The 26811-nt window shown below is 49.2% G+C and carries 21 protein-coding genes; 11 read left to right on the top strand and 10 right to left on the bottom strand.

All coding sequences use genetic code 11. The features are described from left to right. Positions 1–13: 13 nt before the first annotated feature. The 4 genes from QT397_20770 to QT397_20785 form a co-directional block, all read right to left on the bottom strand. On the bottom strand, positions 14–1045 hold the full coding sequence (locus QT397_20770) for an NAD(P)H-dependent glycerol-3-phosphate dehydrogenase (protein WNZ55273.1): 1032 nt from the start codon (positions 1043–1045) through the stop codon (positions 14–16). A gap of 246 nt (positions 1046–1291) precedes the next feature. Then, entirely contained in the window at positions 1292–3211 is a 1920-nt protein-coding gene (gene htpG / locus QT397_20775; protein WNZ55274.1) for a molecular chaperone HtpG, read from the bottom strand. A gap of 99 nt (positions 3212–3310) precedes the next feature. Beyond that, complete coding sequence (locus tag QT397_20780) at positions 3311–4513, bottom strand: serine hydrolase domain-containing protein (GenBank protein ID WNZ55275.1); 1203 nt, start codon at positions 4511–4513, stop codon at positions 3311–3313. Between the two features lie 240 nt (positions 4514–4753). Beyond that, a complete protein-coding gene (locus tag QT397_20785; GenBank protein WNZ55276.1) occupies positions 4754–5356 on the bottom strand; it encodes a peroxiredoxin C in 603 nt (200 codons plus the stop codon). Between the two features lie 332 nt (positions 5357–5688). On the opposite strand from QT397_20785, the gene QT397_20790 reads away from it, so the two are divergent. The 3 genes from QT397_20790 to bfr all read left to right on the top strand — a co-directional run bounded on the left by QT397_20790 (position 5689) and on the right by bfr (position 8587). Continuing rightward, positions 5689–5901: a bacterioferritin-associated ferredoxin gene (locus QT397_20790; GenBank protein WNZ58573.1), complete on the top strand. Its 213-nt coding sequence runs from the start codon at positions 5689–5691 to the stop codon at positions 5899–5901. A gap of 569 nt (positions 5902–6470) precedes the next feature. Beyond that, entirely contained in the window at positions 6471–7790 is a 1320-nt protein-coding gene (locus QT397_20795; protein ID WNZ55277.1) for a DUF2254 domain-containing protein, read from the top strand. Between the two features lie 305 nt (positions 7791–8095). Then, positions 8096–8587, top strand: a complete 492-nt coding sequence (bfr, locus tag QT397_20800) for a bacterioferritin (protein ID WNZ55278.1) — start codon at positions 8096–8098, stop codon at positions 8585–8587. Positions 8588–8697: 110 nt separating this feature from the next. On the opposite strand, the gene grxD is transcribed toward bfr, so the two are convergent. Beyond that, the gene (gene grxD / locus QT397_20805; GenBank protein WNZ55279.1) at positions 8698–9030 is read right to left on the bottom strand and encodes a Grx4 family monothiol glutaredoxin; all 333 of its coding nucleotides are present in this window, start codon (positions 9028–9030) and stop codon (positions 8698–8700) included. A gap of 317 nt (positions 9031–9347) precedes the next feature. Between grxD and QT397_20810 the strand changes: the two genes are divergently transcribed. The 5 genes from QT397_20810 (at position 9348) to QT397_20830 (ending at position 17572) form a co-directional block, all read left to right on the top strand. Next, positions 9348–10532: an acetylornithine transaminase gene (locus QT397_20810; GenBank protein ID WNZ55280.1), complete on the top strand. Its 1185-nt coding sequence runs from the start codon at positions 9348–9350 to the stop codon at positions 10530–10532. Positions 10533–10554: 22 nt separating this feature from the next. Next, a complete protein-coding gene (gene argF, locus QT397_20815) occupies positions 10555–11469 on the top strand; it encodes an ornithine carbamoyltransferase (GenBank protein ID WNZ55281.1) in 915 nt (304 codons plus the stop codon). An 807-nt stretch (positions 11470–12276) separates the two neighbouring features. Continuing rightward, positions 12277–15216, top strand: coding sequence for a ribonucleoside-diphosphate reductase subunit alpha (locus tag QT397_20820; GenBank protein ID WNZ55282.1), 2940 nt, complete (start codon positions 12277–12279; stop codon positions 15214–15216). A 412-nt stretch (positions 15217–15628) separates the two neighbouring features. Further along, the gene (locus QT397_20825; protein WNZ55283.1) at positions 15629–16873 is read left to right on the top strand and encodes a ribonucleotide-diphosphate reductase subunit beta; all 1245 of its coding nucleotides are present in this window, start codon (positions 15629–15631) and stop codon (positions 16871–16873) included. Positions 16874–17185: 312 nt separating this feature from the next. After that, complete coding sequence (locus QT397_20830) at positions 17186–17572, top strand: DUF2750 domain-containing protein (protein ID WNZ55284.1); 387 nt, start codon at positions 17186–17188, stop codon at positions 17570–17572. Positions 17573–17724: 152 nt separating this feature from the next. Here the strand turns inward: QT397_20830 and QT397_20835 are convergent, their stop codons facing one another. Both QT397_20835 and QT397_20840 read right to left on the bottom strand, forming a co-directional pair. Next, positions 17725–18168 carry a hypothetical protein gene (locus tag QT397_20835; protein ID WNZ55285.1) on the bottom strand — a complete coding sequence of 148 codons (444 nt, stop codon included), beginning with the start codon at positions 18166–18168 and terminating at the stop codon, positions 17725–17727. A gap of 93 nt (positions 18169–18261) precedes the next feature. Continuing rightward, positions 18262–18792 (bottom strand): redoxin family protein, encoded by a 531-nt coding sequence (locus tag QT397_20840; GenBank protein WNZ55286.1) that lies wholly within the window; start codon positions 18790–18792, stop codon positions 18262–18264. Between the two features lie 72 nt (positions 18793–18864). On the opposite strand from QT397_20840, the gene QT397_20845 reads away from it, so the two are divergent. Continuing rightward, positions 18865–19803 carry an alpha/beta hydrolase-fold protein gene (locus QT397_20845; GenBank protein WNZ55287.1) on the top strand — a complete coding sequence of 313 codons (939 nt, stop codon included), beginning with the start codon at positions 18865–18867 and terminating at the stop codon, positions 19801–19803. An 86-nt stretch (positions 19804–19889) separates the two neighbouring features. Here QT397_20845 and QT397_20850 read toward each other — a convergent pair whose 3' ends face one another. Next, positions 19890–21107, bottom strand: a complete 1218-nt coding sequence (locus QT397_20850) for a hypothetical protein (GenBank protein WNZ55288.1) — start codon at positions 21105–21107, stop codon at positions 19890–19892. Positions 21108–21745: 638 nt separating this feature from the next. Between QT397_20850 and QT397_20855 the strand changes: the two genes are divergently transcribed. Beyond that, positions 21746–22354, top strand: coding sequence for a class I SAM-dependent methyltransferase (locus tag QT397_20855; protein WNZ55289.1), 609 nt, complete (start codon positions 21746–21748; stop codon positions 22352–22354). A gap of 137 nt (positions 22355–22491) precedes the next feature. Here QT397_20855 and QT397_20860 read toward each other — a convergent pair whose 3' ends face one another. Beyond that, entirely contained in the window at positions 22492–24708 is a 2217-nt protein-coding gene (locus QT397_20860) for a hypothetical protein (GenBank protein ID WNZ55290.1), read from the bottom strand. A 489-nt stretch (positions 24709–25197) separates the two neighbouring features. On the opposite strand from QT397_20860, the gene QT397_20865 reads away from it, so the two are divergent. Beyond that, positions 25198–25869 (top strand): SIMPL domain-containing protein, encoded by a 672-nt coding sequence (locus QT397_20865; protein WNZ55291.1) that lies wholly within the window; start codon positions 25198–25200, stop codon positions 25867–25869. A gap of 68 nt (positions 25870–25937) precedes the next feature. Here QT397_20865 and QT397_20870 read toward each other — a convergent pair whose 3' ends face one another. After that, a complete protein-coding gene (locus tag QT397_20870; protein WNZ55292.1) occupies positions 25938–26606 on the bottom strand; it encodes a DNA-3-methyladenine glycosylase I in 669 nt (222 codons plus the stop codon). Positions 26607–26811: the final 205 nt, after the last annotated feature.

Consider the following 26811-nt stretch of genomic DNA (forward strand, 5'->3'; position numbering starts at 1 on the left):
ATGAGGCTTCCATTTAAGGCTTGGCCGAGTAGGCCACATCAAAAGTTTGCGCGCCCGACATCAAATTACGAATCACCTCAGGAATCGGCCGCTGTTCAAATAATATGGCGTGAATCGCGGAAACCAAGGGCATGTAGACACCCATTTCGTCGGCTTTCTGTTTAATCAGACGAACCGTATTCACACCTTCGGCCACCTGACCGATTTCTGCGACAGCCTGATCGAGCGGCTTGCCTTTACCGACCATATACCCCACCCGGTAATTTCGGCTGAGATCTGAGGAACAGGTTAGAATCAAGTCGCCGACACCGGCGAGGCCGATAAACGTCATAGGATCGGCACCCATCGCTTCGGCAAAGCGCATCATTTCTGCCAGGGAACGGGTGATCAATAAACTGATGGTATTTTGCCCGCGCTCCAGTGCCGCAGCCATACCAGTGATGATCGCGTAGATATTTTTTAGCGCACCGGCAAGCTCTACTCCAAACACATCGCTACTGGAATAAACCCGGAAAGTCTCCGAGTGCAGTGCCGATTGAATCGCTTTACAAAGTGCCTCGTCTTCACTGGCCACCACCGTTGCAGTGTAGTGCCCCGCAACAATTTCTTTTGCAAAATTTGGTCCGCTCAAGACCCCGACACGCATGTCGGTGGTTTCCTCGCGCAGGATATCGCTCATTAAGTGGAAGTTGTCGTGCTCGATTCCCTTAGTGGTGGAGATCAGCATGGTGCCCGGCGCCAACAAAGGGGCTACTTTTTTTACCACCTCGCGAAAGGATTTACTGGGTATCGCGACAAAAACGATACTGCAACCATCGACCGCTTGCTCCAGGTCGCTGGTAAGCTGTAATTCCGGATGCAGGGGCACGCCGGGCAGGTATTTATGGTTTTCTCGAGTATCGCGACACTCAGCCGCCGTCTCCGCGTTGCGCATCCACTGGCGGGTGTCGTGGCCGTTACCCGCCACAATGTTAGCAATCGCGGTTCCGAAACTGCCGCCGCCCAATACGGCAATAGCGAGGGGGTTGGAAGTTTCTTTTTGCATTGTCACACCGATAAAGCTTCTTATAAGACTTGCGGATTATAGAGGCATGACCCGCTGAGCCCAATGGGGTCAATTTGTTTTAAACTTCTGCCAATTGTGCGAAACGGCACAGTAAATAGCAAAAACGGCCCTCTGCCTTGACCAACCGATAAAACACCGTTCGATCCGGCAGGGGCCGCTTCTGGGACCAGCAAAGTCTAAAACAACTCCACTGGCCGTCGCTTAGCACCAATCAATAGCGCTGACTTAGTCGTGCATTTCCAGCAACAGCGTGTTCAGGCGGCGCACATAATCCGCCGGGTCCGCCAACTGGTTACCGGCAGCCAGATTAGCCTGGTCCATCAGGATATTGGTGAGATCCGCAAAGCGATCTTCATCCGCTTCCTGGTCCAGACGCTGTACCAGTGGGTGGGACGGATTGATTTCAAAGATCGGCTTGGCATCTGGCAGGGCCTGGCCGGCCTGTTCCAGGATGCGGCGCATTTGCGGGCCCATATCCTGTTCGCTCACCACCAGACACGCTGGGGAGTCCACCAGGCGAGTGGTTGCGCGTACGGATTCAACGCGACCTTCCAGAACTTCCTGTACCCGCTCAACCAGGGCACCGGACTCCTGCTCAACTTTTTCGCGCTCAGCCTTGTCCTCATCGCTCTCGGCTTCACCCAGATCCAGCGCACCTTTGGCCACGTCTTGGAACTGCTTGCCGTCGAACTCGTTCATATGGCCCACGAACCACTCGTCCACCTGATCGGTGAGCAGCAGCACTTCGATACCCTTCTTGCGGAATACTTCCAGGTAGGGGCTGGACTTGGCCGTAGCGAAGTTGTCGGCACACACGTAGTAGATCGCCTTTTGGCCATCCTTCATGCGACCCACATAGTCTTCCAGGGATTGATCCTGCTTCTCGGTATCGGTATGGGTGCTGGCGAAGCGCAGCAGCTTGGCAATTTTCTCTTTGTTGGAGAAATCTTCAGCCGGACCTTCTTTCAATACATTGCCGAACAGATCCCAGAACTTCTGGTATTCATCGCCATCTTTCTTCGCCAATTTATCCAGCATATCCAGAACACGCTTGGTCAGTGCGCTCTTGATCGCATCAGTATTGCGATCTTTTTGCAGGATTTCACGGGATACGTTCAGCGGCAGATCGTTGGAGTCCAGAACACCTTTCACGAAACGCAAGTACAGCGGCAGGAACTGCTCCGCATCGTCCATGATAAAAGTGCGCTGCACATACAGCTTGAGGCCGCGAGCGGCATCGCGCTGGTACAGATCAAACGGTGCGCGCGCAGGGATGTAAAGCAGGCTGGTGTAATCCTGTTTGCCCTCTACGCGGTTGTGGCTCCAGGTTAAGGGATCGTCGAAATCGTGGGAGATATGCTTGTAGAACTCCTTGTACTCCTCAGATTTCACATCGGAGCGGGGACGAGTCCACAGGGCCTGGGCAGCGTTTACTGCTTCAAACTCAGGCGCCTTCTCTTCTTTCGGCTCTTCGCCCTCTTCCGCCGCCGGCATTTCCTCTTTCAACATCTCCACCGGAATGGCGATGTGATCGGAGTACTTTTTAATGATGGAGCGCAGGCGCCAGTTATCGGCAAACTCTTTCGCTTCTTCTTTCAGGTGCAGAACCACCCGGGTGCCACGCTGGGGCCATTCAACAGTCTCTACGGAGTATTCCGCTTCACCGTGACACTCCCAGTGCACACCCTGGTCGGAATTCAAACCGGCGCGACGAGTGAATACGTCCACTTTGTCAGCGACGATAAAGGCGGAGTAAAAGCCCACACCGAACTGGCCGATCAGGTGCGCATCTTTTTTCTGGTCTCCGGTCAGCTGCTGCATAAATGCAGAGGTGCCGGAGCGGGCGATAGTACCGAGGTTTTCGATAACTTCATCGCGGCTCATACCAATACCATTATCGGTAATGGTGAGCGTTCCCTCTTCCTTGTCAAACTCGATGCGAATACGCAGGTCTGCATCTTCGCCCAGTAATTCGGGCTTGGACAGCGATTCAAAACGCAGCTTATCGGCGGCATCAGAAGCGTTGGATACCAGCTCGCGCAGGAAAATCTCCTTATTGGAGTAGAGCGAGTGGATCATCAGGTGCAGTAGCTGCTTGGCTTCCGTCTGGAATCCATGGCTCTCTTTTTGGGCCTCAACGGTCATCTATTCGGTCTCCCCGTAAACGTCAATCGGAACAGGGAGCAAATATTGGGATCAGCCAACAGGTTTCAAGGGGGAAGGACAATCACTTACCAGTGGAGATCAGCGATCTCCACTGGTTTGAGCGGTAGCGAGATTACCTTTGCCGGTAATATCGATCACGAAATTGGCAGTGAGATCTGAGATCACACGGGACTCCGCATTCATCAGGATGGCAATACCCACTTTCAACTTTTCCGAATAGGCCACCGCCGCACGGAAGCCCGCAACCCAACCGCCGTGATAAATAATGCGGTCATCACCGATGGTGTAGAGGCGCCAGCCCAAGCCGTAGCCTGCATGAGACAGGTAGTCTCTCCAGATACGATGGCGCATATGGCGCTGGGTAGCGACTCGCTCTGTAGTCATATCGGCGATCACTTCCGGTGACAGTACCTTCGGGTAGTAGCCCATCTGGGCTTTCAGCCACTGGGCCATATCAGAGATACTGGCATTCACTCCCGCCGCCGGTGCAGCAAAGTAGTATTCCTTCTCCACTTTCACTGGGCGCCAACCACTACCAGTCTGGATATGGGGTGCCGCACGGTTGTCGGAGGCCATAAAGCTCTCCCAGCCAACCGATGCATTCTGCATTTTCAGCGGGACAAAAATTCTCTTCTTAAGCTGGCTGGCAAAGGAAACCCCGGTCGCCTCAAAAATCACATCCTCAATAAGGCTGAACAACACATTCTGGTAGCCGTAGCATTTTCCCGGCGTGCAGCGCGGATCGATATTGGCAAACTTGGGCAATATCTTGCTGAGAGGCTTGTTGTCCTCAAGGTAGTTGTCGTAGGCGTTGGGGGTCAGGCCCGAGGAATGGCTGAGCAGGTGCTCCACCTGAAGCTGGCGAGACAGTGAAGGCGTCTTAAAGCTCAGGTCCGGCACATAGTTGACCACCTTGTCATCCCATTTGAAGCGATCTTCATGCTCCAACATAGTGGCCATACTGGCAGCGAAGGTCTTGGATACCGAGGCCAGACGGAACACCGTGTCCTGATCCACCTTGCCGGATTTACCCCTGACCCTGACGCCATAGGTATCCATCGCGACCACCCGGTTGCCATCCACGATGACATAGGCGCCGCCGGGTATAGATTTACCCGCCATCATCTGTTTGAAGTATCGGCCAAACTGTTTGGCCCTGTCGTCTATATCAGCCGCTTGCGCAGGCAGGGACAGACTCCCCAGAATCAACAGGAAGAGAAATAAACGTGCCATAGAGGCGCGCATGACGTAGACGATATTTGAAAGAATTGCAGGTCTCATAAGCAAATCGAGCCGCCAAAGCAATCCGGTAGTTGCAGATAAGACTAGCAGCCAGCGGGCAAAAACTCTATTTAGGCGCCACGCAGGACTGACTGCTGAATTCTAGTCTGCACTTTTCTCCGGCGCGCGGACGGCCATGCCAATCAGCGCAGGTCAGCGCAACAAGGCTTGTACAAACAAAAAAACCGCCTTGCGGCGGTTCTTCTTTTGGGGTCCGGAGACCCCAGCGCAAAAAGCGTCTTACAGCTTCTCAGCGTTCTCGCTCAGGTAAGCCGCTACACCTTCCGGAGAAGCGTTCATACCTTTGTCGCCTTCCTGCCAGCCGGCGGGGCAAACTTCACCGTGCTCCTGGTGGAACGCCAGAGCGTCAACCATGCGCAGCATTTCGTCAACGTTACGGCCCAGCGGCAGATCGTTAACTACCTGGTGACGTACATTGCCTTCTTCGTCGATCAGGAAGGAACCGCGGAAAGCAACACCAGCGTCAGCTTCTACGTCGTACGCCTGGCAGATTTCGTGCTTAACGTCTGCAACCAGGGTGTACTTAACCGGGCCGATACCACCGTCGTTGACGGAGGTGTTACGCCATGCGTTGTGAGAGAACTGGGAATCGATGGATACACCGATTACCTCAACACCGCGCTTTTCAAACTCAGCGAAACGGTGGTCGAAAGCGATCAGCTCAGAAGGACATACGAAGGTGAAGTCCAGCGGGTAGAAGAAAACTACAGCCTTCTTACCTTTGATTGCTTCTTTCAGGTTAAAAGTATCGACGATCTCGCCGTTACCCAATACCGCTGCAGCGGTGAAATCCGGAGCCGGCTTGCCTACCAGAACTGCCATGAAAACCTCCTCAATCCAATGATGGGTTGTTGATGATACGTAGAGTGTTCAATTTATGAGCAACTGCTATAAATCGAATGGGAATTAATAGTGGGCCGCTATGATACACACCCACTTATTTCAGGCCCATAAATTTTTTAAATCAGGCTGATAGCAGAACGGCTATGCGTGAACTAACACCCAAAATAGGATGACCTACCCGCAAAAATGTACAAATAGCAAACAAAGAGGGCGAAATGCAACCATTTCGGAATCTTATTGACACTCATTCTCAATTGCAATAGGATTCCTACCTGACTACTATTGAGTAAGAGTTGAACAGAGCCACCGCCATGTATGTATGTATTTGTAAGGGCATAACTGACCGCCAGATTAAAGAGGCGATCTATGATGGCTCCACTTCGGTGAAGGCGTTAAGACGCCAGCTGGGCGTTTCTTCTCAATGTGGACGCTGTGCCGAGCAGACCAAGGAGATCATTGATGAGACCATGAGCGGTGGGATGGTATCCTCTGCCAACAACGGCCTCTTCTACTCCGCCAGCTGATTTTGGCTTTTGACCTGCGATCGTGTCCCTGGCGATCGCCTCCCCTCTTCTTATATCTCAGCTTTCACTCAACACCTGCTAGTTATGTCAAGCTCCTTCCTTTAACGGCTTAGCGCGGTTCAACTGAAATTCAAAAACGGTGCCGCAGTTTCCCTGCTACGCACAAAAACGATTGTATTTAGATATAGCAACATTCCTAATCCATACATTTTTGTACCGCCCACTGACAACAACAAGTGCAGTGAACTGAACCAGAAATATGTATTTGTAAGTGCTTAGCAAACCGCCAGATCAAAGAGATAATCTATGATGGCGCTATCTCGGTAAGGGCCTTGGGGCACCAGTTGGCGGTCTCATCCCTGTGTGGGAGGCCGAATAAACAAATTAGCTTATCGAATAGACCATGAACGGGAGTATGGTCTACTCAGCTAACTACCGCCGATTCTACTTCACCAGCTGACCCCGAATCCCGGCTACCATAATCTATAACCACTAAGTTACCTTCCCGAATGCTCCCTCTAAAGCTCATAGGCTAAGCTGATAGCACGCTGGCGTGCCTTTCTCCATCTATGAAGCAGTATCTTATACACCTCTATGAACGCCTCCACTCCAGTTTCTGGAGCGTCCCGCTGATTATGATCCTAGCGGCGCTAGCGCTCTGCGCCTTTACCGTTCACCTGGACACAGCGCTTCCTGCTCCTCCCCTTTTATTCCGGGGCAGTTTGCAATGGTTTAGTTTGGGTAATACCGAAAATGCTCGAGCCCTTTTGTCAGTCATTGCTGGCTCCACTATCACGGTAGCCGGAACGGTATTCTCAATAACAATGGTTGCCCTCTCCCTCGCCTCTAATCAATTCGGCCCCCATTTGATCAGAAATTTTATCCGGGACCGAGCGACCCAGATATCCCTCGGGATTTTCCTGGCGACCTATGTCTATGCCATTGTCACTATGCGTTCGATTGGCACAGCGGAAAACGAAATAGCTAGCTATGGCATTAGCGTGCTCACGGCTTTGGTACTGACTTTAATCAGTGTTATCTACCTTATTTACTTTATTCACAATGTCGCACAGTCAATTCAGGTCGATAACATTACCCACCGTATTAATCTCGAGTTTCAGCAGGCGATAGAGCGTGAATATCCAGATTGCCATGAATCTACGAACAAAAAAGTATTCGATGCTAAACGCCTGGACCTCGGCTCAAGTTGGATCGACATCCCCACCCCAAAGGGCGGTTATGTCCAATTTATCGATAAGCAAAGAATTACTCGCACAACCCAGAAATTCCAGTGCTGCCTAAAGCTGAACTGCCACCCGGGAAGCTACCTGCATCACTGGGAGATGATCGGCCAGGTTTATCCGGCAAATAACCCAGAAAGAATAATTCCTGCAATTCAGTCTGCAATACAGATCGGCACCCAGCCAACGGCAGAACAAGATGTGGTCTTTTCTATCCAGCAGCTTTCACAAATTGCTGTGCGAGCTTTATCTCCAGGCATTAATGACCCATTTACTGCTTATTCCTGCGTTGATCGCCTGATTGAGGGGCTTGGTACTGTATTATATCGACCTGAGCCCGCAAATTGTTTTACCGACTCATCGGGGGAATTGCGAATAATTTGCAGTAAGCTTGAGTTTTCTCAACTGCTCCAAGCTTCTCTCGACGAAATTGTCGAACACGGCAGATCAAGTAGTGTATTTATGTGCCATTTACTCAACGCACTAGAAACACTTGTTGAGGTTTGCCATAGGAAAACAGATAAACAGGCATTAAAGGACTATTTAAAGCGCCTGAATGACGACAACTCAGTTTTTATAAAAAGCAAAATCGATCAACAAATCATTAATGACAAATTAGTTTTTATTAGAGAAAAACTAAAAAGCTGAAATATTGCCCTACAACCTAAATGAGAATTATTTTCGTTGCCATTTTCGGCTAAATTTGCGTTAAAACCCTTGTTTTTCCTGCATTCCGCAAGAAAAATTTTTTCTTGACTTGCCGCAAATCGCAACGCAAACTCAGCCCCGATTGCAGCTGAAACCCTAAAATAAAATTAGGTAAATCAGGCAGCCGCAGACTTTAGTGACTAATAAACTTTAGTAACTAAAAATATCAACTAATCTCTAGCGACTAACAAATAGGAACTCTCTGCAAACCTTATTGAGTTGGCAGGGCTTCAGGAGCACAGGCTATGAAAGGCGACCCCAAGGTAATTGAGCATTTAAATAAAGTACTGGGTAATGAACTGGTAGCTATTAACCAGTATTTCCTACACGCCCGCATGTACGACAATTGGGGTTTAAAAGAGCTGGGCAAACAGGAATATCACGAATCCATTGATGAAATGAAGCACGCCGATTGGCTGATCGAGCGCATTCTTTTCCTCGAAGGTATTCCCAACCTGCAGCACCTGGGCAAACTTCTGATCGGCGAAAATACCGAAGAGATGCTCAAGTGCGACCTGAAAATTGAATCCAAGGCCATTCCCGACTTGCGTGAAGCCATCGCCTATTGCGAGTCCGTTCGGGATTACGGCAGTCGTGAATTGCTGGAGAAAATCCTCGAGTCTGAGGAAGAGCATGTAGATTGGCTGGAAACCCAGCTGGAGCTGATCGACAAAGTTGGCATTCAAAACTACCTGCAAACTCAAATGGAAACTGCAGCCGGCCACTCTGGCAAGTAGTTTAAGTCCTCTCACAGGCATAAAAAAACCGCAGCTTCCGCTGCGGTTTTTTTGTTTCTACAGTATGCCTACCATCTATAGCAGCAGACATATTGGAGCAAAAGCGGAAATTAATCCTCGCCTTCGCTCTCCGCTGATGCCTCATCAATCAAGGTTTTCAGCTCACCGTTCTCATGCATTTCCATAATGATGTCACAGCCACCGATCAGCTCGCCCTTAACCCACAGCTGGGGGAAGGTCGGCCAGTTCGCATACTTAGGCAGCTCAGCGCGGATGTCCGGGTTAGCCAGAATATCAACGTAGGCAAAGCGCTTACCGCAAGCCATCATCGCCTGGGAGGCCCGCATGGAAAAGCCGCACTGGGGGGCATTAGGGCTACCTTTCATATAAAGCAGAATGGTGTTATCAGCGATCTGCTGCTTGATGTTCTCCAGTGTATCCATAAGCGTGAAAAACCTCAGGTGGTCGAAGCAAAAAGTAAGTGTACAGGCACCATACCATCATCTGATATAGCGCACCGGCATCCATTGTACCCCAGTGGGGCCGGCAATAAGTACACCATCCCCTCGATGAAAGCAAAAACCGCAGATCTACAACACCGGATACCATGTTGAAAATTCAGCCAGCCAGATAGCACACAGCTTATAAAGGCTGTGTTACCATTGCTCCAATCGATATAAAGTGCAGATTAAAAAGCTTAAACAGAATTTTCTGCGGAAAATAAACAATCTAAATAGTCAATATTTAAGGAGATGCCCCGGTGGCCACCCCGACACTCATGCAAAACTATGGCGATCGAACCCTCACACTGGTGCGGGGTGAAGGCAATTATGTATGGGATGATCAGGGCCGACGATACCTGGATGCAATCTCTGGAATCGCCGTCTGCGGCCTTGGCCACTGCCACCCCAAAGTGACCCTGGCCCTGCACGAGCAGATTCGGACCCTGTTACATGTATCCAATCTCTACAATATCCCTGCGCAGGAGAAACTGGCAGACAAGCTGGTACAGCTATCCGGTATGGACAATGTGTTTTTCTCCAATTCTGGAGCTGAGGCCAATGAAGCAGCGATTAAATTAGCCCGGCGGCTAGGCAATAGCCGCAACATTGAAACCCCTCAAATCCTGGTAATGGAAAGCGCTTTCCACGGCCGCACCCTGGCTACCCTGACAGCAACCGGCAATGAAAAAATCCAAGAGGGCTTCGGCCCTCTGCCCGAGGGTTTTTTGCGTGTGCCGTTTAACGATACCGCAGCCATCGAAAAGCTCGCAGGTGAGCGCAACGATATTGTCGCAGTGCTGGTTGAGCCGGTTCAGGGAGAGGGCGGTGTACGCGTGCCCACTTCCAACTACCTGGGACAATTGCGCGAAATCTGCGATCAACATAACTGGCTCCTGATGCTGGATGAAGTGCAAACCGGAAACGGCCGCAGCGGCAAAATGTTTGCCTACCAGCATGCGGACATATTGCCCGACGTGGTGACCACTGCCAAAGGACTGGGTAACGGTGTCCCCATCGGAGCCTGCCTGGCCAGGGGAGTTGCCGCACAATTATTTTCTGCGGGCACCCACGGCTCCACTTTTGGCGGCAACCCTCTAGCCTGCAGTGCCGCACTGGCTGTAATCGATACGCTGGAAAGTGAATGGCTGTTAGAGCGCGCCGAGGCATTGGGGCAACGCCTGCAGCACCAACTCAAACAGCAGTTATCCGATTGCGACCAGGTCAAAGAGGTGCGGGGCTTGGGGCTGATGATCGGAATAGAATTGCAGCAGCCCTGTGCCAAACTGGTGGACATAGCCCGCGAGCGCGGATTGCTGATAAATGTTACCGCCGGCAATGTAGTGCGCCTGCTCCCCCCACTCACACTCAGCGACGACGAGTGCCATCAATTGGCAAACGATGTCAGCTCACTGATTCACCAGTTTGCACTGCAAGCAGTCTGATGCAAAAAAAGGAGAACAGCTTATGGCGATCAGACATTTTCTCACCCTGACAGACTTGTCTTCGGAAGAGCTCAAGCAAATTATTGAGCGCGCGATCGAACTCAAAACACTGCGCACTCAAGGAATAAATACTGACCTTTTTCGCGGCAAAGTGCTGGGGATGATTTTTGAAAAATCCTCTACTCGTACCCGCGTTTCATTTGAGGCCGGTATGGCACAGATGGGAGGCAGCGCCCTCTTCCTGTCTCCCCGCGATACTCAGTTAGGCCGCGGGGAGCCCGTTGAAGACAGCGCCCGAGTAATTTCCAGCATGGTGGATATGGTGATGATTCGCACCTTTGGCCACCAGGTACTGGAGCGCTTCTCAGAATATTCAAAGGTACCGGTGATTAATGCCCTCTCCGACAGCTACCACCCCTGCCAGCTGCTCGCAGATATCCAAACCTTTGTGGAGCACCGCGGCAGCCCTGAGGGCAAGGTGGTCGCCTGGGTCGGCGATGGCAACAATATGTGCCACTCCTATATTAATGCTGCCCGCCTGTGCAATTTTGAGCTGCGTATAGCCTGCCCGCCCGGCTACGAGCCCAACGCCAATATCCTCGCTTCGGCAAGTGATCGGGTCACCGTAGTACACGATCCGGTGGAGGCTGTTAAAGGGGCCGATTGGGTGGCCACCGATGTGTGGGCTTCCATGGGACAGGAAACTGAACAACAGATCCGCCTGAAAGCCTTCGAGAGCTTCCTGGTGGACCATGAGCTGATGGGCCACGCCAATAGCGATGCCATCTTTATGCACTGCTTGCCCGCCCACCGTGGAGAGGAAGTGAGTGCCGAACTTTTAGAGGATGGCAATATCTCGGTGGTATGGGATGAGGCTGAAAACCGCCTTCACGCGCAAAAAGCCCTGATGGAATTCCTCCAAGACCACAGTCGATAAACCCTAATAGGGTACAGCCACTCCTGCGGTTGTACCCTGCTACCTGTACTCACTCCCCTGCGCCTCTCCTCCCGACAACGTATAAAAGATGCGATTGGCGACAAAAAATCCAAGAGATCACTAAATTTAGCAATCGGCGCCAACGACTAATTTACAGCCAGCCAAGATGTCAGAATTAAATAAGCGTCAGTAAATTGAGCAATTGAGTACCACTTTGCTCAAAGAGCAGCCATTTGCAAATGGTTATTGCCGTTGTTAATTTACAGCGCTCTAGCTATTAAAAAAAATTGTAAGACACTGTACCCAGCGTTCTTTCCCGGCACCCACTCCTTTGCAGCCCAGGGCTGGCGGGCTCTGCCGCGAAAGTGGCTACTGACTCAGCACCTCTACCCACAATTTATCCACAAACAACTACATAGTTATTCGCCTTGAACTGACCCGCCTACCGCATTATCTTGTAGCGCACTCGAGGCCGACCCCCTATATATTGGGGTAGAGGCTCAAGAGCACCCCCATTATGTGGGGCAAATTCCGGCGCACCACCACACTTTTTGGCGGTGGGCGTCAGGCGCTGCTTTTTTCAAAGCAGAATCAGAGGTAAGCGGGCGGAATGGAATTTCCGCCACAGGCAGCAGCTGGCAAACCTTTTCAGATAGCCGGTGACAAGCCGCCTGTTTCCAGTGTCCACAGCTGTGGATAAACACTGGCAAAGCGAAGGACACGCTCCGCCATGCCACACAGTCATGTGGCCGCCGTTCTTTTGAACGCACGCGGACAGACAACAGAACAAACCTTTCGGAGATTTACATGCACACAGAGACAGGGCGCTCTCAAGCCGTGCCTGCGGAAAAATCAGGCACCTCCAGCGACCAGGCGACTGGCGGCACGACTCTGGCCGCTACTGCACCGGGCCAGATCCGCGTAATCAAGCGCAATGGCACCGTTGTACCCTACGACGACAGCAAAATTGCCGTCGCCGTCACTAAAGCCTTCCTCGCTGTTGAAGGCGGCACCGCCGCTGCTTCCAGCCGTGTCCACGAGCAAGTTGAAGAACTGGTCAGCCAGATCAGTGCCACTTTCAAACGCCGCATGCCCTCTGGCGGCACTATCCACATTGAAGAGATCCAGGACCAGGTAGAACTGGCCCTGATGCGCGCCGGTGAACAAAAGGTTGCCCGCGACTACGTACTCTACCGCGAAGAACACGCCCGCCTGCGCGCAGAGAAAGAAAAAACTGCTCAAATTGCCGAGCAAGCCGTCGATGCCCACCCCAGCATCCGTGTAAAGCAGGACGATGGCAGCCTTGCACCTCTGGATATGGAGCGCCTGCGCACCGTTGTCAAAGAAGCCTGTGAAGGCCTGAAAGATGTCGACAGCGCGGCAATTCTTAACGAAGCCCTGAAAAACCTGTACGACGGTGTTTCCGAAAACGATATCAATACCGCGCTGGTAATCACTGCGCGCACCTTGGTTGAGCAGGAGCCCAATTACACCTTCGCTACCGCCAGCCTGCTGCTGGACAAGCTGCGCTCCGAAGCTCTGCGCTTCCTCGGTGTTGCCGAGCGCGCCACCCAGCACGAGATGGAAAAGCTGTACGCCTCTACCCTGCCCACTTACGTGAAAAAGGGTATCGAGCTGGACCTGCTGGACCCTGCGCTGGCCACCTTCGACCTGGAAAAACTCGGCGAAGCTCTAAAAGGCGAGCGCGATCACCAGTTCACTTATCTGGGCCTGCAGACTCTGTACGACCGCTACTTCCTGCACAGCGACGATATTCGTTTCGAGCTGCCGCAGATCTTCTTTATGCGCGTCGCCATGGGCCTCAGCATCAATGAAGAGAACAAAAACGAGCGCGCGGTAGAGTTCTACAACCTGTTGAGCTCTTTCGACTACATGAGTTCCACCCCGACCCTGTTCAACGCCGGCACCCTGCGCCCGCAGCTGTCCTCCTGCTACCTGACCACGGTACCGGACGACCTGCACGGCATTTACGGCGCGATTCGCGATAACGCCATGCTGTCCAAGTGGGCAGGCGGTCTCGGCAATGACTGGACGCCAGTGCGCTCCCTGGGTTCCTATATCAAAGGCACCAACGGCAAGTCCCAAGGTGTTGTGCCCTTCCTGAAAGTGGCCAATGACACCGCAGTGGCCGTCAACCAGGGCGGTAAGCGCAAAGGCGCTGTCTGTGCCTACCTGGAAACTTGGCACCTGGATATCGAGGAATTCCTCGAGCTGCGCAAAAATACTGGTGACGACCGCCGACGCACCCACGATATGAACACCGCCAATTGGGTCCCCGACCTGTTTATGAAGCGCGTGTTCGAAGACAAAGAGTGGACCCTGTTCTCCCCGGCCGATTGCCCGGACCTGCACGACCTTTTCGGCACCGCATTCGAAGAGCGCTACAACCACTACGAGCAACTGGCTGCCGAAGGCAAGCTGCGTCTGTTCAAGAAGATCCGCGCACTAGACCTGTGGCGCAAGATGCTAGGCATGCTGTTCGAAACTGGCCACCCCTGGATCACCTTTAAAGACAGCTGCAACCTGCGCAGCCCTCAGCAACACGCCGGTGTGGTTCACAGCTCCAACCTGTGCACCGAGATCACTCTCAACACCAAGGCCGACGACGAAATCGCCGTGTGTAACCTGGGCTCCGTCAACCTGGCTCAACACATTGGTGAGAACGGTGAACTCGACCGCACCAAGCTGGCCACTACCGTAAAAGTTGCAGTGCGTATGCTCGATAACGTTATCGACATCAACTACTACGCAGTTGAAAGTGCACGTCAGTCCAACATGCGTCACCGCCCTGTGGGCATGGGCCTGATGGGCTTCCAGGACGCGCTGTACAAAGCCGGCATCGCCTACGCCAGCGATGAAGCCGTCGCCTTTGCCGACAACACCATGGAAGCGATCAGCTTCGAAGCCATCTCCGCTTCCAGCGACCTGGCTGCCGAACGCGGCAAGTACCAGACCTACGAAGGCTCCCTGTGGAGCAAAGGTGTTCTGCCACTGGATTCCATCCAGATCCTGGCTGAACAGCGCGGCCAGCAGTTTATCGAACAGGACACCAGCTCCACTCTGGACTGGGACGGCCTGCGCGAGAAAGTAAAAGCCCAAGGTATGCGCAACTCCAACGTGATGGCGATCGCTCCTACTGCGACCATTGCCAATATCACCGGAGTTTCCCAGTCGATCGAACCGACCTACCAAAACCTGTATGTGAAATCGAACCTGTCCGGCGAATTCACCGTAGTAAACCCCTACCTGGTACACGATCTGAAAGATCGCGGCCTGTGGGATCAGGTCATGGTTAACGACCTGAAATACTATGAAGGTTCTGTACAGAAAATCGATCGCGTACCGGAAGACCTGAAAGCAAAATACCGCACCGCGTTTGAAGTGGAGCCGCGCTGGATCGTGGACGCTGCCAGCCGTCGCCAGAAGTGGATCGACCAGGCCCAGTCCCTGAACCTGTATATTGCCGGCGCCGACGGCAAGAAGCTGGACCTGACCTATCGCATGGCTTGGTTCCGCGGCCTGAAAACCACTTACTACCTGCGCGCACTGGCTGCCACTACCACAGAGAAATCTACGGTAAATAGCGGCACCCTGAACGCGGTAAGTGCACACGGCGGTAGCAACGGAATGGCTGCGGCAGCACCTGCCGAGCAAGCTGCACCCGCACCGGCCGCAGTGCCTCAGGCCTGCTCACTGGACGACCCGGATTGCGAGGCCTGCCAGTAAAATTTAAGCCCCTTTTTATAGGGGCTGCACTGACTCTCGGGGGAGAGCGTCGTAACCGCAAGTGCGGGCATGACCATGCGCAGCGACCCCGGTCCACCCATTATTTTAATAGTGGGTAATACCATAGGGACCGGGGATCGGCTGCGGCTTATTTTCCCGAGAAAACCCAGTGCAATTGCCAGCGAAAATTCAGTGCAAATAAATGCACAAAAGCGCAGCAAAAATTGATCTGGCACAGGATTTTCTGTGCCCAGGCGAGTTAAAAATACGAGCCTGTAATGAATTATTACCGGTAAAAAATATCACCGGTATGTCATCCCTGGTTGCACACAATTAGTGAGTAATACACCAGGAAGATTTAAGAATTTTTTTATCGAACTTTCGATAGTGAGACCGATCAAAAGGGCCAACTATGCTGAGCTGGGACGACATCGACACCAAGCCCCAACAACCTGAAAAAGCAACCGAACCGCGACCGACGCCGGAGGCCCAGGCAAAATCCGTGCAGGAGCCCAGCGCTTCCTACACAGCCGCTCCGGCGTCGCCTGCGGCCCAAAGCGGCTCCACTGCCGTTGATGCCGCACGTGCCGCAGTTGCTAATATGGACCCGGCTCCCGGCCTGGAAGAACTGGAAATGGGTGCGGCCCGCATTCAGGTGGATGAAAAGCGCATTATTAATTGCCGCGCTGACCTCAATCAGTTGGTTCCCTTTAAATACGACTGGGCCTGGCAAAAATACCTGGACGGCTGCGCCAACCACTGGATGCCCCAGGAAATCAACATGAACAAAGACGTATCCATGTGGAAAGACCCCAACGGTCTGACCGAGGACGAGCGTCGCATCGTGGAGTACTCCCTGGGCTATTTCTCCACCGCAGACTCCCTGGTTGCTAACAACCTGGTATTGGCGATCTACCGCCATATCACCAACCCTGAGTGCCGCCAGTACCTGCTGCGCCAGTCTTTTGAAGAAGCCATTCACACCCACGCCTACCAGTACTGTGTAGAGTCCCTGGGTATGGACGAAGGTGAAGTCTTCAATATGTACCGCGAAGTGCCTGCGGTTGCCAAAAAAGCGGCCTGGAGCCTATCCCACACCCAGGCCATCGGTGATCCCAACTTCAAAACCGGCACCGTTGAATCCGACCAGGAGCTGCTGCGCAACCTGATCGCCTTCTACGCTGTCACTGAAGGTATCTTCTTCTACTGTGGCTTCAGCCAAATCCTGTCCATGGGTCGCCGCAACAAAATGACCGGTGTTGCCGAGCAGTTCCAGTACATCCTGCGCGACGAGTCTATGCACCTGAACTTCGGCATTGACGTCATCAACCAGATTAAGCTGGAAAACCCACACTTGTGGACAGCGGAATTCCAGCAGGAAGTCACCCAGATGATTCTCGAGGGTATGGAGCTTGAAGTAGCCTATGCCCGCGACACTATGCCCCGCGGCGTACTCGGCATGAATGCGAATATGATGGAGGAATACCTCCAGTTTATCGCCAACCGCCGCCTTAGCCAGCTGGGCCTGAAAGAGCAGTTCCCTGGCGCTCAGAACCCATTCCCGTGGATGTCTGAAATTATGGACCTGCGCAAAGAGAAAAACTTCTTTGAAACCCGCGTTATCGAATACCAAACCGGCGGCGCACTGCAGTGGTAAGCGCTTCCTGGTTAGCGAATTACTAAAAAGGAGAAAGTAGTCGCTCACAGGAAGAGAAGTATTCAAAACGGGCTTAATGCCCGTTTTTTTTATTTTGAGCATTCCAGTTTCCTCTTCACTCTAACCATAGACTTAAGTTCTATAGAAACTCTTTCTCTCCCCCTGCCGCTGACCATCTCGGCAAAGCATTTGGATAGCGGCTTGTATTCGCGCATAATGCCCCGCATTAATTGGTATAACAGCTATGCCTCTAGATGAGCAGGCCTTCAGTTATCCCTACTCGCCTATTACCTAGCTACAATGAATTGATATATGAGCACCCCAGATTTAAGTGAAATAACTAATCTCAGCTGCGAAGATCGCTACGAGTATTTTCTGAGCATAGCCGGAGAAGAGCGGGAGATCTGGATACTGATCGATAGCCAAAATTGCTTTCTTAAAATACACACCGATGAAGATGGTGGCTTTGAATATCTGCCAGTATGGCCAAGCGCTGAATTTGCCCAAGCCTATGCTGAGAATGGAACGGGCCTCACCCCTAAAAGCATTCCCTTACCACAGTTTTTAAAGAAATGGCTTTCTGGCTTAAAAGGTGACGGCATTGAAATAGGTGTGTTTCCTGCGCCGGATAAAAGCGTATGGATTACTAGCTCAGAGGAACTAGAGATCGATCTACGGGAAGAGCTGAACAATTTCTAAATAGGCTATTCACGTTGAAGCTATCGCTTCAAAAATCCAACAAAGAAAGTTCAGCTCTATTGAATAAAAGTAAGATAACAGGGTAAACACCTGTTATCTTACTTGGGTAATATACAATTACAGATTCGCCGCCTGATATTTATATATACTATTCACTTGAGGCGTTGCAATGAAAACCAGGAATAAAATAAGTTTCGACGCCACCAAAAACTATAAGGAAGAGAAAGATATAAAGCCGGCCTTGCCCGCTTATAGCAGCGCAGTCGCCAGTGCAAAGCATTCGGAAAAGAAAAGCAAATAGTATCCGGTTGGATAACTTTCACGTCATCTAAATCTCCCCATAAGTCGATATCCGAACTCAAAGCAAAATCCAAAACTCTTCCTCTAGAGAGTAGGTAGATATTAACTCCCTGATCCAGAGACCACCAATCATGTAGGATAACTAACACTTTATCGAGAAATTGGTATTGAGCAACAATCTCTCTACTATAAACGGGTATAGCTCTTTGGCTGGAGCCATCAATTAATACGACTTTACTATTATCAATTGGATTAAGCTTGAAGTTATTCACCTCAGAGAGAAAAGCGTTTGTCACTACCCTCCCCCTTAAATTCCAGACCTCTAACTTTACTACAAACTTATGATCCAAAATATAGTTCCCTGAATTAGCAGGGTATTTAAAAAAATCTTAATATGTTCCCCTAATTGGGTAATGGTTATCAGGATTTCGGATAAACTCGATACCCACCAATAGCGTTTGTAAGTCAGGCCTCGCAAAAGGTGCATTGGAAATGTCGACTATTTGCAGCCTTCCAGATTCGTTGATGACAAAAACACCCGGTTCAGCAAAGGGCCTATCTGTTTCTTCAGGGGAGCGGGGTTTTGAAATATAGAGCCCAAGCTGCTGCATTTGGGGTATTGATAAACCGTAACCGATAGTAAATCCCGGCTGGATTGTTTCCATATGCAGAGAAGCTTTTTCCTCTGTATCGGCAGAGACAGCGACCACATCAATACCCTCCGCGTGATAGCGGGGTAGTAGCACACTCAATACACGTAAATACTTGGTACAAAGAGGGCAGTGCTTACCTCGGTAAACGACTACCATCTGCCAAAGGAAACTACCTTCGGGTTTCCCCAGTACCAACTCACCTCCACCAAGTCGCTTTACTTCTATTGCAGGAAAATCGATACCAGCAGCAAGCTTTATATTGCTCATTAGCACCCCACTTGAGAATATAAGAAGAGACTTAGTCAACCAATGAATCCCACCGTTAGTATAGGAGACTCGATGAAAAAGCCCCTTATTCGTTTTCTATCAACGCTATTAGCAGCCGGACTGCTAGGTGGCTGCCCTGCTAACCACCAAAGTAACTCTTCTCCTGAAAGTCATTCCCAGCCTCTTGAGTTCTTACCTGCCCTGAAAGGGGACTACTTTAAGCTGGATTCAGCGATTATTGGGCGCCCCTACCATATCTATACTCGCCTGCCTGAGGGCTATAATCCAAACGAGGATACAACCTACCCGGTCATTTATCTCCTCGATGGGGATTCACTGTTCCCAATTTTGGCTACTAATCACCTGTTTATGCATTACGATGATTACGCCCCCGAGGCGATTATCGTAGGTATTGCTTACGGCTCATTTAAACCCGAGATCAATCATCGCAGTTTTGACTTTTCACTACCCGATGACAATGACAGTGACAGTGACAGTGACAGTGACACACTTAAGTATGGCGGTGCACCTCAGTTTCTCAACTTTCTAGAGCAGGAGCTCTTACCAGCAGTTGAAAGCCGCTACGCGGTAGACCCTCAGCAGCGAGTTCTCTTCGGTCAAAGTCGAGGGGGATATTTTGTGCTTTACACAGCATTTTCTAAGCCCGACTTGTTTAAAGGATTGATAGCCAGCAATGCCACCTTCCTACCACAACAGGAATTTTTCTACAGGGAACCTGTACAAGCGACAAGAGAGGATCTGACTCTGGTAGTAACAAGTGGCTCCAAAGACATGCCAAACCTGCGCAAAGATGCACTCTCCTGGCATAAGCACTGGAAAGAACAAGAGACCACTCCCTGGCGCATTGCATTTACAACGATTCCAGGCGGTACCCATGCGACAAATAGTACTGACAGTTACCGTTTCGGCATCCACGAGATTTTTGCAGAAGAGATCGAAATATCTCGTATGAAAGCAGAGAACAATTTGCAAGTGGTAGAGGATCACTAGAGCTAAAAACTAATAGAAGTAAATATGTGATTCCCGCAAACTAAAAAGCCCGCTTTTAAGCGGGCTTTTTTAAAACGATGAGCCAATTACTCTGTACAGGCAGCAATACGACCAGCCGTATTTTTACCGGCACCACAGTTCAGGCCATCGGGGATACCCGTGTAGTCTGGGGCCATAATACCGCCGTTACGCTGAGCGTCATGATCGGTATAAATACTCGCCAGGTTATAGGAACGCGCTGTCCCCTTATTGTCATTATCGCAGGAGAAGATAGCGCTTCCGTAAGCAATACCCAGAAAGGTCTTGTATTCCTTCAGGTTTGACCACAAGTTGCGCTTAGCTGAACCAGAGCAGTTCATCTGGGAAGCCAGATTGATGTAACCATCGTCTTCACCGCCCAACAGCAAAGAGCTAGCACTCTCAATACCAGGGAAACCGGCGTAGCCTCCAATGGTATAAACCGGTGCAGCCAGGTTGGTGCCGACATAGTTGCGCACAGCATAGACATCATTAGTCTGCAGGTAACGTACTGCTGCGCACTCGCGACCGATAAACCAATCGTTGATCAAATCTTCGATCCAGCTACCGTTACACAGTCGATCAACCCCCTCAGTACCGGTGATTGCACCACCAGTAGTAAAGATTGCCGCGATACCGCTAATAGCAGTGTCAAAGTCCACTTCAACCGCGTAACTATCATTCAGGCCTGCGACATTAACGGTTTCGGTTTTCGTCTTACAGCTTTTCCAGAACCAGGAGCCAGTACAAACCTTCGAGGTTTCGGTCACAGTATTGGAATCCAGCTGGTTGTAAGCACGGTTATAGTAAGGGGACCCCGGTACGGCATTGCCTGCGAGGTACATCATCTGGGTGGCGCCCTGACTGTGGGCAATCACATAGAAAGTGTCATCGGCAGCACACTGGTTTTCATGCTCATAATCATCGCCTTCGCCATTGCGAATAGCGATTATCTGCCGAGCGATTTCACCCGCTGTGCCGTCATGCCAGTAGGGCATCTCGCCCTCATCGGTGGAGTTGTAACCAACCACACCGTAATTGCCGCCATTTACACGCAACTGTTCAATAAAGTCACTACCCGCGTATTCATCGAAGTAAGCCTCACTCCAATAATCTAAAGCCGGCTGCTCAAGATTACCCTGGGAGTTAGTACGCTGCTTAATATGGCCCTCAGTACCATGGCCATGAACCAGGATGTAGCAGTTATCCGCACTAGCAGAGGCTGATCCCAAAAGCCCCGCTAATAGTAAAGAGAAGCTCGCACCCAATCGTTGATAAAGTGTCATTGTGATGTCCTTTTATTTTTGCTCGGGCTTGATCCCAATTTTTTAAATTGTCTTTTTATGTTGCCGAGACTGTTTTATGGCTTGCGAAAGGTATCTGGTTAATTAGTGCCAAGAATATGACTAATAGCGCCAAACAGAATCTTAGGGCGACAAGCAATATGACTATTTAGTCATAAAGAGAAGGAGGCTTAGGTGAATGTGACATAGTTCGCAAAAACTAAGAACCGCGACTTCGCTCTAGGTCACAGTATTGATGAAGCTAAAGGTGAGTGAGCACTTCTAAAAAACTTTTGGAGCAAGCTATCTTTTCGAAGAAATAACTTACGTAAAGAAAAGGTTGAAATCGTTTAAATTTTGATCAACCCCTATCGTAGCACACAAGTATCGTAGCCACTTTTCTATCGATATACCTATGACACGTTATGCACCCTTTCCATAAAAAATTGTGGCACTAAATTAAAACATGCAGCAAGAATTACAAGGTATAAATATATGAGCACCTCTACGGAGATAATTTTTAGAGTCTAACGATTCGGGAAATATACTACATATACTTAAAATCAAAAGGTAATCATCTAGTAGTAGATTATCCGCCGACCGAATGCATACTCATTGAACATCTACGGTAGGAAGGAAAAATGATAGAGCCAAAAAAGTTTTGGGATAAAACTGCAGCGCGCTATGCCAAAAGCCCTATAAAAGATTTAAAAAGTTACAAGAGAAAACTGGCTATAACACAAGAATATTTTCAGGCAGACTGGTCTGTACTGGAATTTGGATGCGGCACCGGCAGCACCGCTATTCATCACTCTCCCTATGTGAACAGTATAACTGCTACTGATATTTCCGAGAAGATGCTGGATATTGCTAAGCAAAAAGTAAAAATCGCTTCCATAAAAAACATAAATTTTAAACAAGGCACCTTAGGTTCACTAAAATTCGAACCAGATAGTTTTAACGCCATCTTAGGGTTAAATATATTGCACCTTATCGAGGATATAGATGGTGCTATCGCGCGAGTTTACAATTTATTGAAATCCGGGGGCATATTTGTATCAAGCACTGTATTAGTTAAGAAAAGCAATTGGCGATTCTTGATCCCAGTGATGCAACGCATAAACCTGGCCCCTTATGTCCACAAAATTGACAGGCAGGAGCTTTTAGACAAGCTTACACGAGTTGGTTTTCTTATTGATCAGGAGTGGCAGCCTAGTAAGGAATCAATTTTTTTGATAGCAAAAAAGTAAGTTCTTTATTTCCCATATACGTGGCCATATTTCAGACATCAGGACGAATTCCAGTAGAAAAACCAGGAGAGCGGTAAGGAGGAGCTCCCTTACCAAATTTATCTCCCAGTATCATTACAACAGTTCAGGAGAAAAAATTAATTAACGCTATTTGAGTGGTAAATCATCGCCTGCCAAATATTTTTCTGACCACTCACATAGTTATCGTAGGTGGGGTTTTTAATATAAGTCCAAGCTACTTTTCCATCACCTAAGTACATAGGCTCATCCAAACCACCCCATCCATAATTAGGTAACTCGATTGGCCCTTCAAGTACGTTTAGATCTGCATCGACTTCCATTACATAATAAGCTTTTGGTACTAATAACCGTTTAGAGCCGCTGTCGGCATAAATACGGTTATAGGACAAGTTATCAGAAATACACTGGAATTTTGCATACCCAAACAAGTAGCGTCCATTTTTTAAATCAATAAGTTGTGGATCACTAATTTGGCAATCATCATCCTCAACCAACCAATTAAAACCCTGGCCTTCCATACTACCGGTAGAGCTGACCTTGGCGATGCCAATACGGGTTAAAGAGCTGGAGTCTAATGCATCACCAGAATAAAGTCCCTGTCTTGTTATTGTGGAGAAACTATCGTCATCTTCCCAATAGTTATAACTCATATAGGACAGGAAACAGTTTGTGGTGTCGTAATCTGCACAATCTTCATCAAACGGACCTTCCCCAGACGGATCAATACCGACTTCATCCTGGAGAAAGCGATCCATATCCGCATCTTCAATATATTTAGGCGAGACGATCAAAGAAAGGTTCGTATTGGCATCCACTGGTACAACAGTATGACCGCCACCATTAGATACCATCGCAGACGTTGATGGTACGAAGTGATTAAAGCGCCCTTCTGTAGACGAACTGGAAGTTTCCATTTTCACTGCAATGGTACCCAGTTGCCCATGAGTGCTACCTATCCAGTCGTTCCAATCACTGGTGCAAATTGCACCAAACATCTCATTGTCTGGATTATAGAATGAGCGAATATTTACTACGTGACCATCGCCGCAGGCCCAATACCAACCGCGATTATCTGAGCTGCTCATATCCAGGGACCAATTATTACGGTCAATAACCGTTAAGCCTGCCGAATAGTGAGAACTCCCATTTCCATCAAATACCCGTGCAGAAACTGAGAAACCATAGCTACTACGACCCTGGCTGTCATCCTCAACATAAATCAGCTCTTGTGCGCCAAGATGAGTTCCACCGTGCATTTTATTTACTACGTAAGCATCAGGAACTTCACTTAAAGGCTGATTTTCCCACTCTAGCAGCCAAATTTGCTCGTTATAGCTGTAACTGGCATCTCGAATGTGCTGCAGTAAATCGTCATAGTCGCCAGAGGAAAGGCTGGAAATAATATACTCCATCTCCTCTTGCATATCGGACCCTTTAATAGTGGTAAAGGATGGCGAATCCCCAAAATCAGTATCCGGGAAGTTTGCCTCCAAACCGGCAAGGAAATCGTCAAACGTAAGCGTAGGGTGTTCAGTAAAAAAGTCGATATATTTACCGTGATTGGTCGCAACCAGAAGACCAATTTCATTCGCAATACGGGATTCAATGGTGGCAATGTTATCTTCCATTTTCATCCACGTTGAACCGTATTGCTCAACAAGGTCAGCTTCAACCTCATAACGCTCATTGGCTTGATAATCTGTATTGCATAGAACTGCTACTGTGGAGCAATCAGAGCTTACAGCCACACCGTGGGATTCATAACACTGATTTAACAGCGTTGCATTACCTGTTGCCTCAAAACTGGAAGTATCCGGATCATACTGTAGCTCATAAATAGAACCGTGAGTTGTATCCGCAGCAGTGTCCCCCTCTGACAAAGTAGTGGAAACAAACATTCTCGGAGTATCGGTATCTGTTGCACAGGTCGCAGTATAACTACGAATCGGGATATCAATATCCTCTTCATCCTGCTCCCCGTCAGTTCGTGCTATATAGTGTGCCATCTGGTAAACCTCACGGGCATTGTTCATACCTTCTGGCAAAGTTACGTCAATGGCAGTCAATGAGGCGAAGCCTAAATCTGTATGCTCTACGTCTCCCACCACAACTGTAGTGCCCACATTATCCGAGATCGGATTATCATCACTGCCGGACGAACCCTGATCGCTACCACTACCGCTACCGCTACTGCCACTATTATTACCACTACCGCTACTATCTGAAGAGGGGTTGTCCGAATCCGAAGAGGAGCTCCCTCCACCACCTCCACACGCGGCCAGCAATGCCGTCAAAGAAAGCGCTATTAACTTCTTATTTATCAGTAAACCCATCAGCTCTGCCCAACTCGTATGTCACTAAGATAATTTGTTATTGCTTGCCGTCATCCATTGAATTTTTATCCTCAATTGATGACCAAGTGCGCACTTTAAAGTGATGCAATCGATTGTCTGTGAACTGGTTTTAGAACCTGGCTGAGACCGATAAGTGGTAATTTTGCAGCGATAAACGGTACTAAAATACCAAAGCAGAAATAGTCGCATCATGAATGGTAATTGGGCGATACTTTGCGAATATACAACTACAACGAACGGTTTCAGCTGCAACAATTGGATAGAAACTAGGAAAGCCGATATAGTGCTATTGATCGGCAATAAGCCAGTTTCCTGATAGATTGTCATTTATTCACAGTTTGGAAGTGTCAATATGAAAAGACTTGCTCTTTTAGCTTCGCTACTCATTCCCAGCCTTTCAATGGCAACCCCAGAGATTAAAGGCTCCCCCAGGACTTACGCGACCTAATTTACCCAATATCAAGAGTTGTGACTCTCCACGGCAGTGCAAAAGAAACGGCTTATTCAGACCAGGCTATAGTCAATATTATTGTCACCACTGAAGAGCCCCTCCTATCAGACGCCATTGCTAACAATAGTTCTTTGCGTGAACAATTAACCGAGAGCTTAATAAAGGCTGGCATAGACCGAGCTAAGATTAAAAATTCAAAATTTTCATCTTCCCCACAATTTGGTTGGCTAGGCAAAAATCCTTCCAGCTATAAAGTTATTAATAGGGTCGCAATAACTATTAACAAGGAGGGACATTTACAGTCTATCGCAAGGCTAACCGATGAAAATAAAGAAATAGAAATAGTGAGTACTTCTTTTGAGCATTCAGAAGTATCTGAATATACAAAAAAGGTCCGATCTAAGGCACTAGCCAAAATCATGGAACAAAAAGCTGACTATGAGAGAACCCTGAGCATTCAGTTAACACCAGTTAATGTCCGTACAAATAATATCGGCTATCATGGGACAGCGGGAGCTGGAGCAATAGAAGAGGTTATCGTTACTGCTTCCAGAACTCGAAAAAGCAAATTTGAAGATAGCTTTTCAGAAGCATATATAGAAACAGAGGTTAGTTCCTTCGACGAAGTTCAGTATGAGGCTTCGTTGTCCGTGGATTTTCAGGTTGTGCCGTCAGCTACAACCGATTAACTTTTGATTAAGCATTCAGGTTGGTAGGAGTGAAATAGATACTTCTACCAACTAAATACCCCAGTTGTTTAACCTACCGAAAGTGATAATATCTGGCTAATCTCATTCAAACTACGATTTGACTGAGACTGCCAAGTTTCGATGGCTGCTTTTAGTGCAGCCCAGTCTTTCTTGGAGGAGGGAGACTTGTCGACAACCCCTTCTCGGATTAAGGCTCGAATGGTATCACTTGCAAAAACCAAAGTATCAACTCCCATTCGTCTTAGAAATACTTGGGCAGTCTTACCGCCGAGTCGATCACCACCTTTACGCAAGTACAGAAGATTCTCAATATAGTTGTCTGTATTCCAGCTAGAGAAATACGCTCCCAAACTTCCATGCTCATTAGATAAATGCCAAAAGAAGTCTGCATTTCTCTGAATGGAGCGAGTTTTAGTCCAGTGCTTGATCATACCTTCCTGCCGCATTAGGTCATCTAACGCCTCTTCCGGTAAGTAACGACAGAACGAAACATCAAAGCCGTAAAAGATCTTCTCTATATCCGGCCACTTTTTTTCAACAACCTTCCAACTAAAACCGGCTTGAAAAACAGCCCGGGATGCCGATGACAACCACTGACTGTCATGTATCTCTCTCAAGAGCTGCGCAGGCTTTGGCTTCACCAGCTTCGACTGAAGTCCATCTAACCCTCCAAATCGATCAATCACAGGTGCCTCAATGGCGGCGAACTCACGCATAATTCAGACCTTCCAGTAAATCTATCTCCATTCTACGCCTATAAATAGAAATTCAAAGTATTTGGATTTTTAGCGGAACACTAAAAAGGTGGTGCGTGTTTTTCCTACCTAAACAACGCAAAAAGCCAACTAATTCTAAAAGTTTATATTTCAGAAAACTGAAATATAAAAGGATATTTCAATTTCCCCAATAAATAAAGGGGAG

This window comes from Microbulbifer sp. MKSA007 (assembly GCA_032615215.1).
In the GTDB taxonomy this organism is placed as follows: domain Bacteria; phylum Pseudomonadota; class Gammaproteobacteria; order Pseudomonadales; family Cellvibrionaceae; genus Microbulbifer.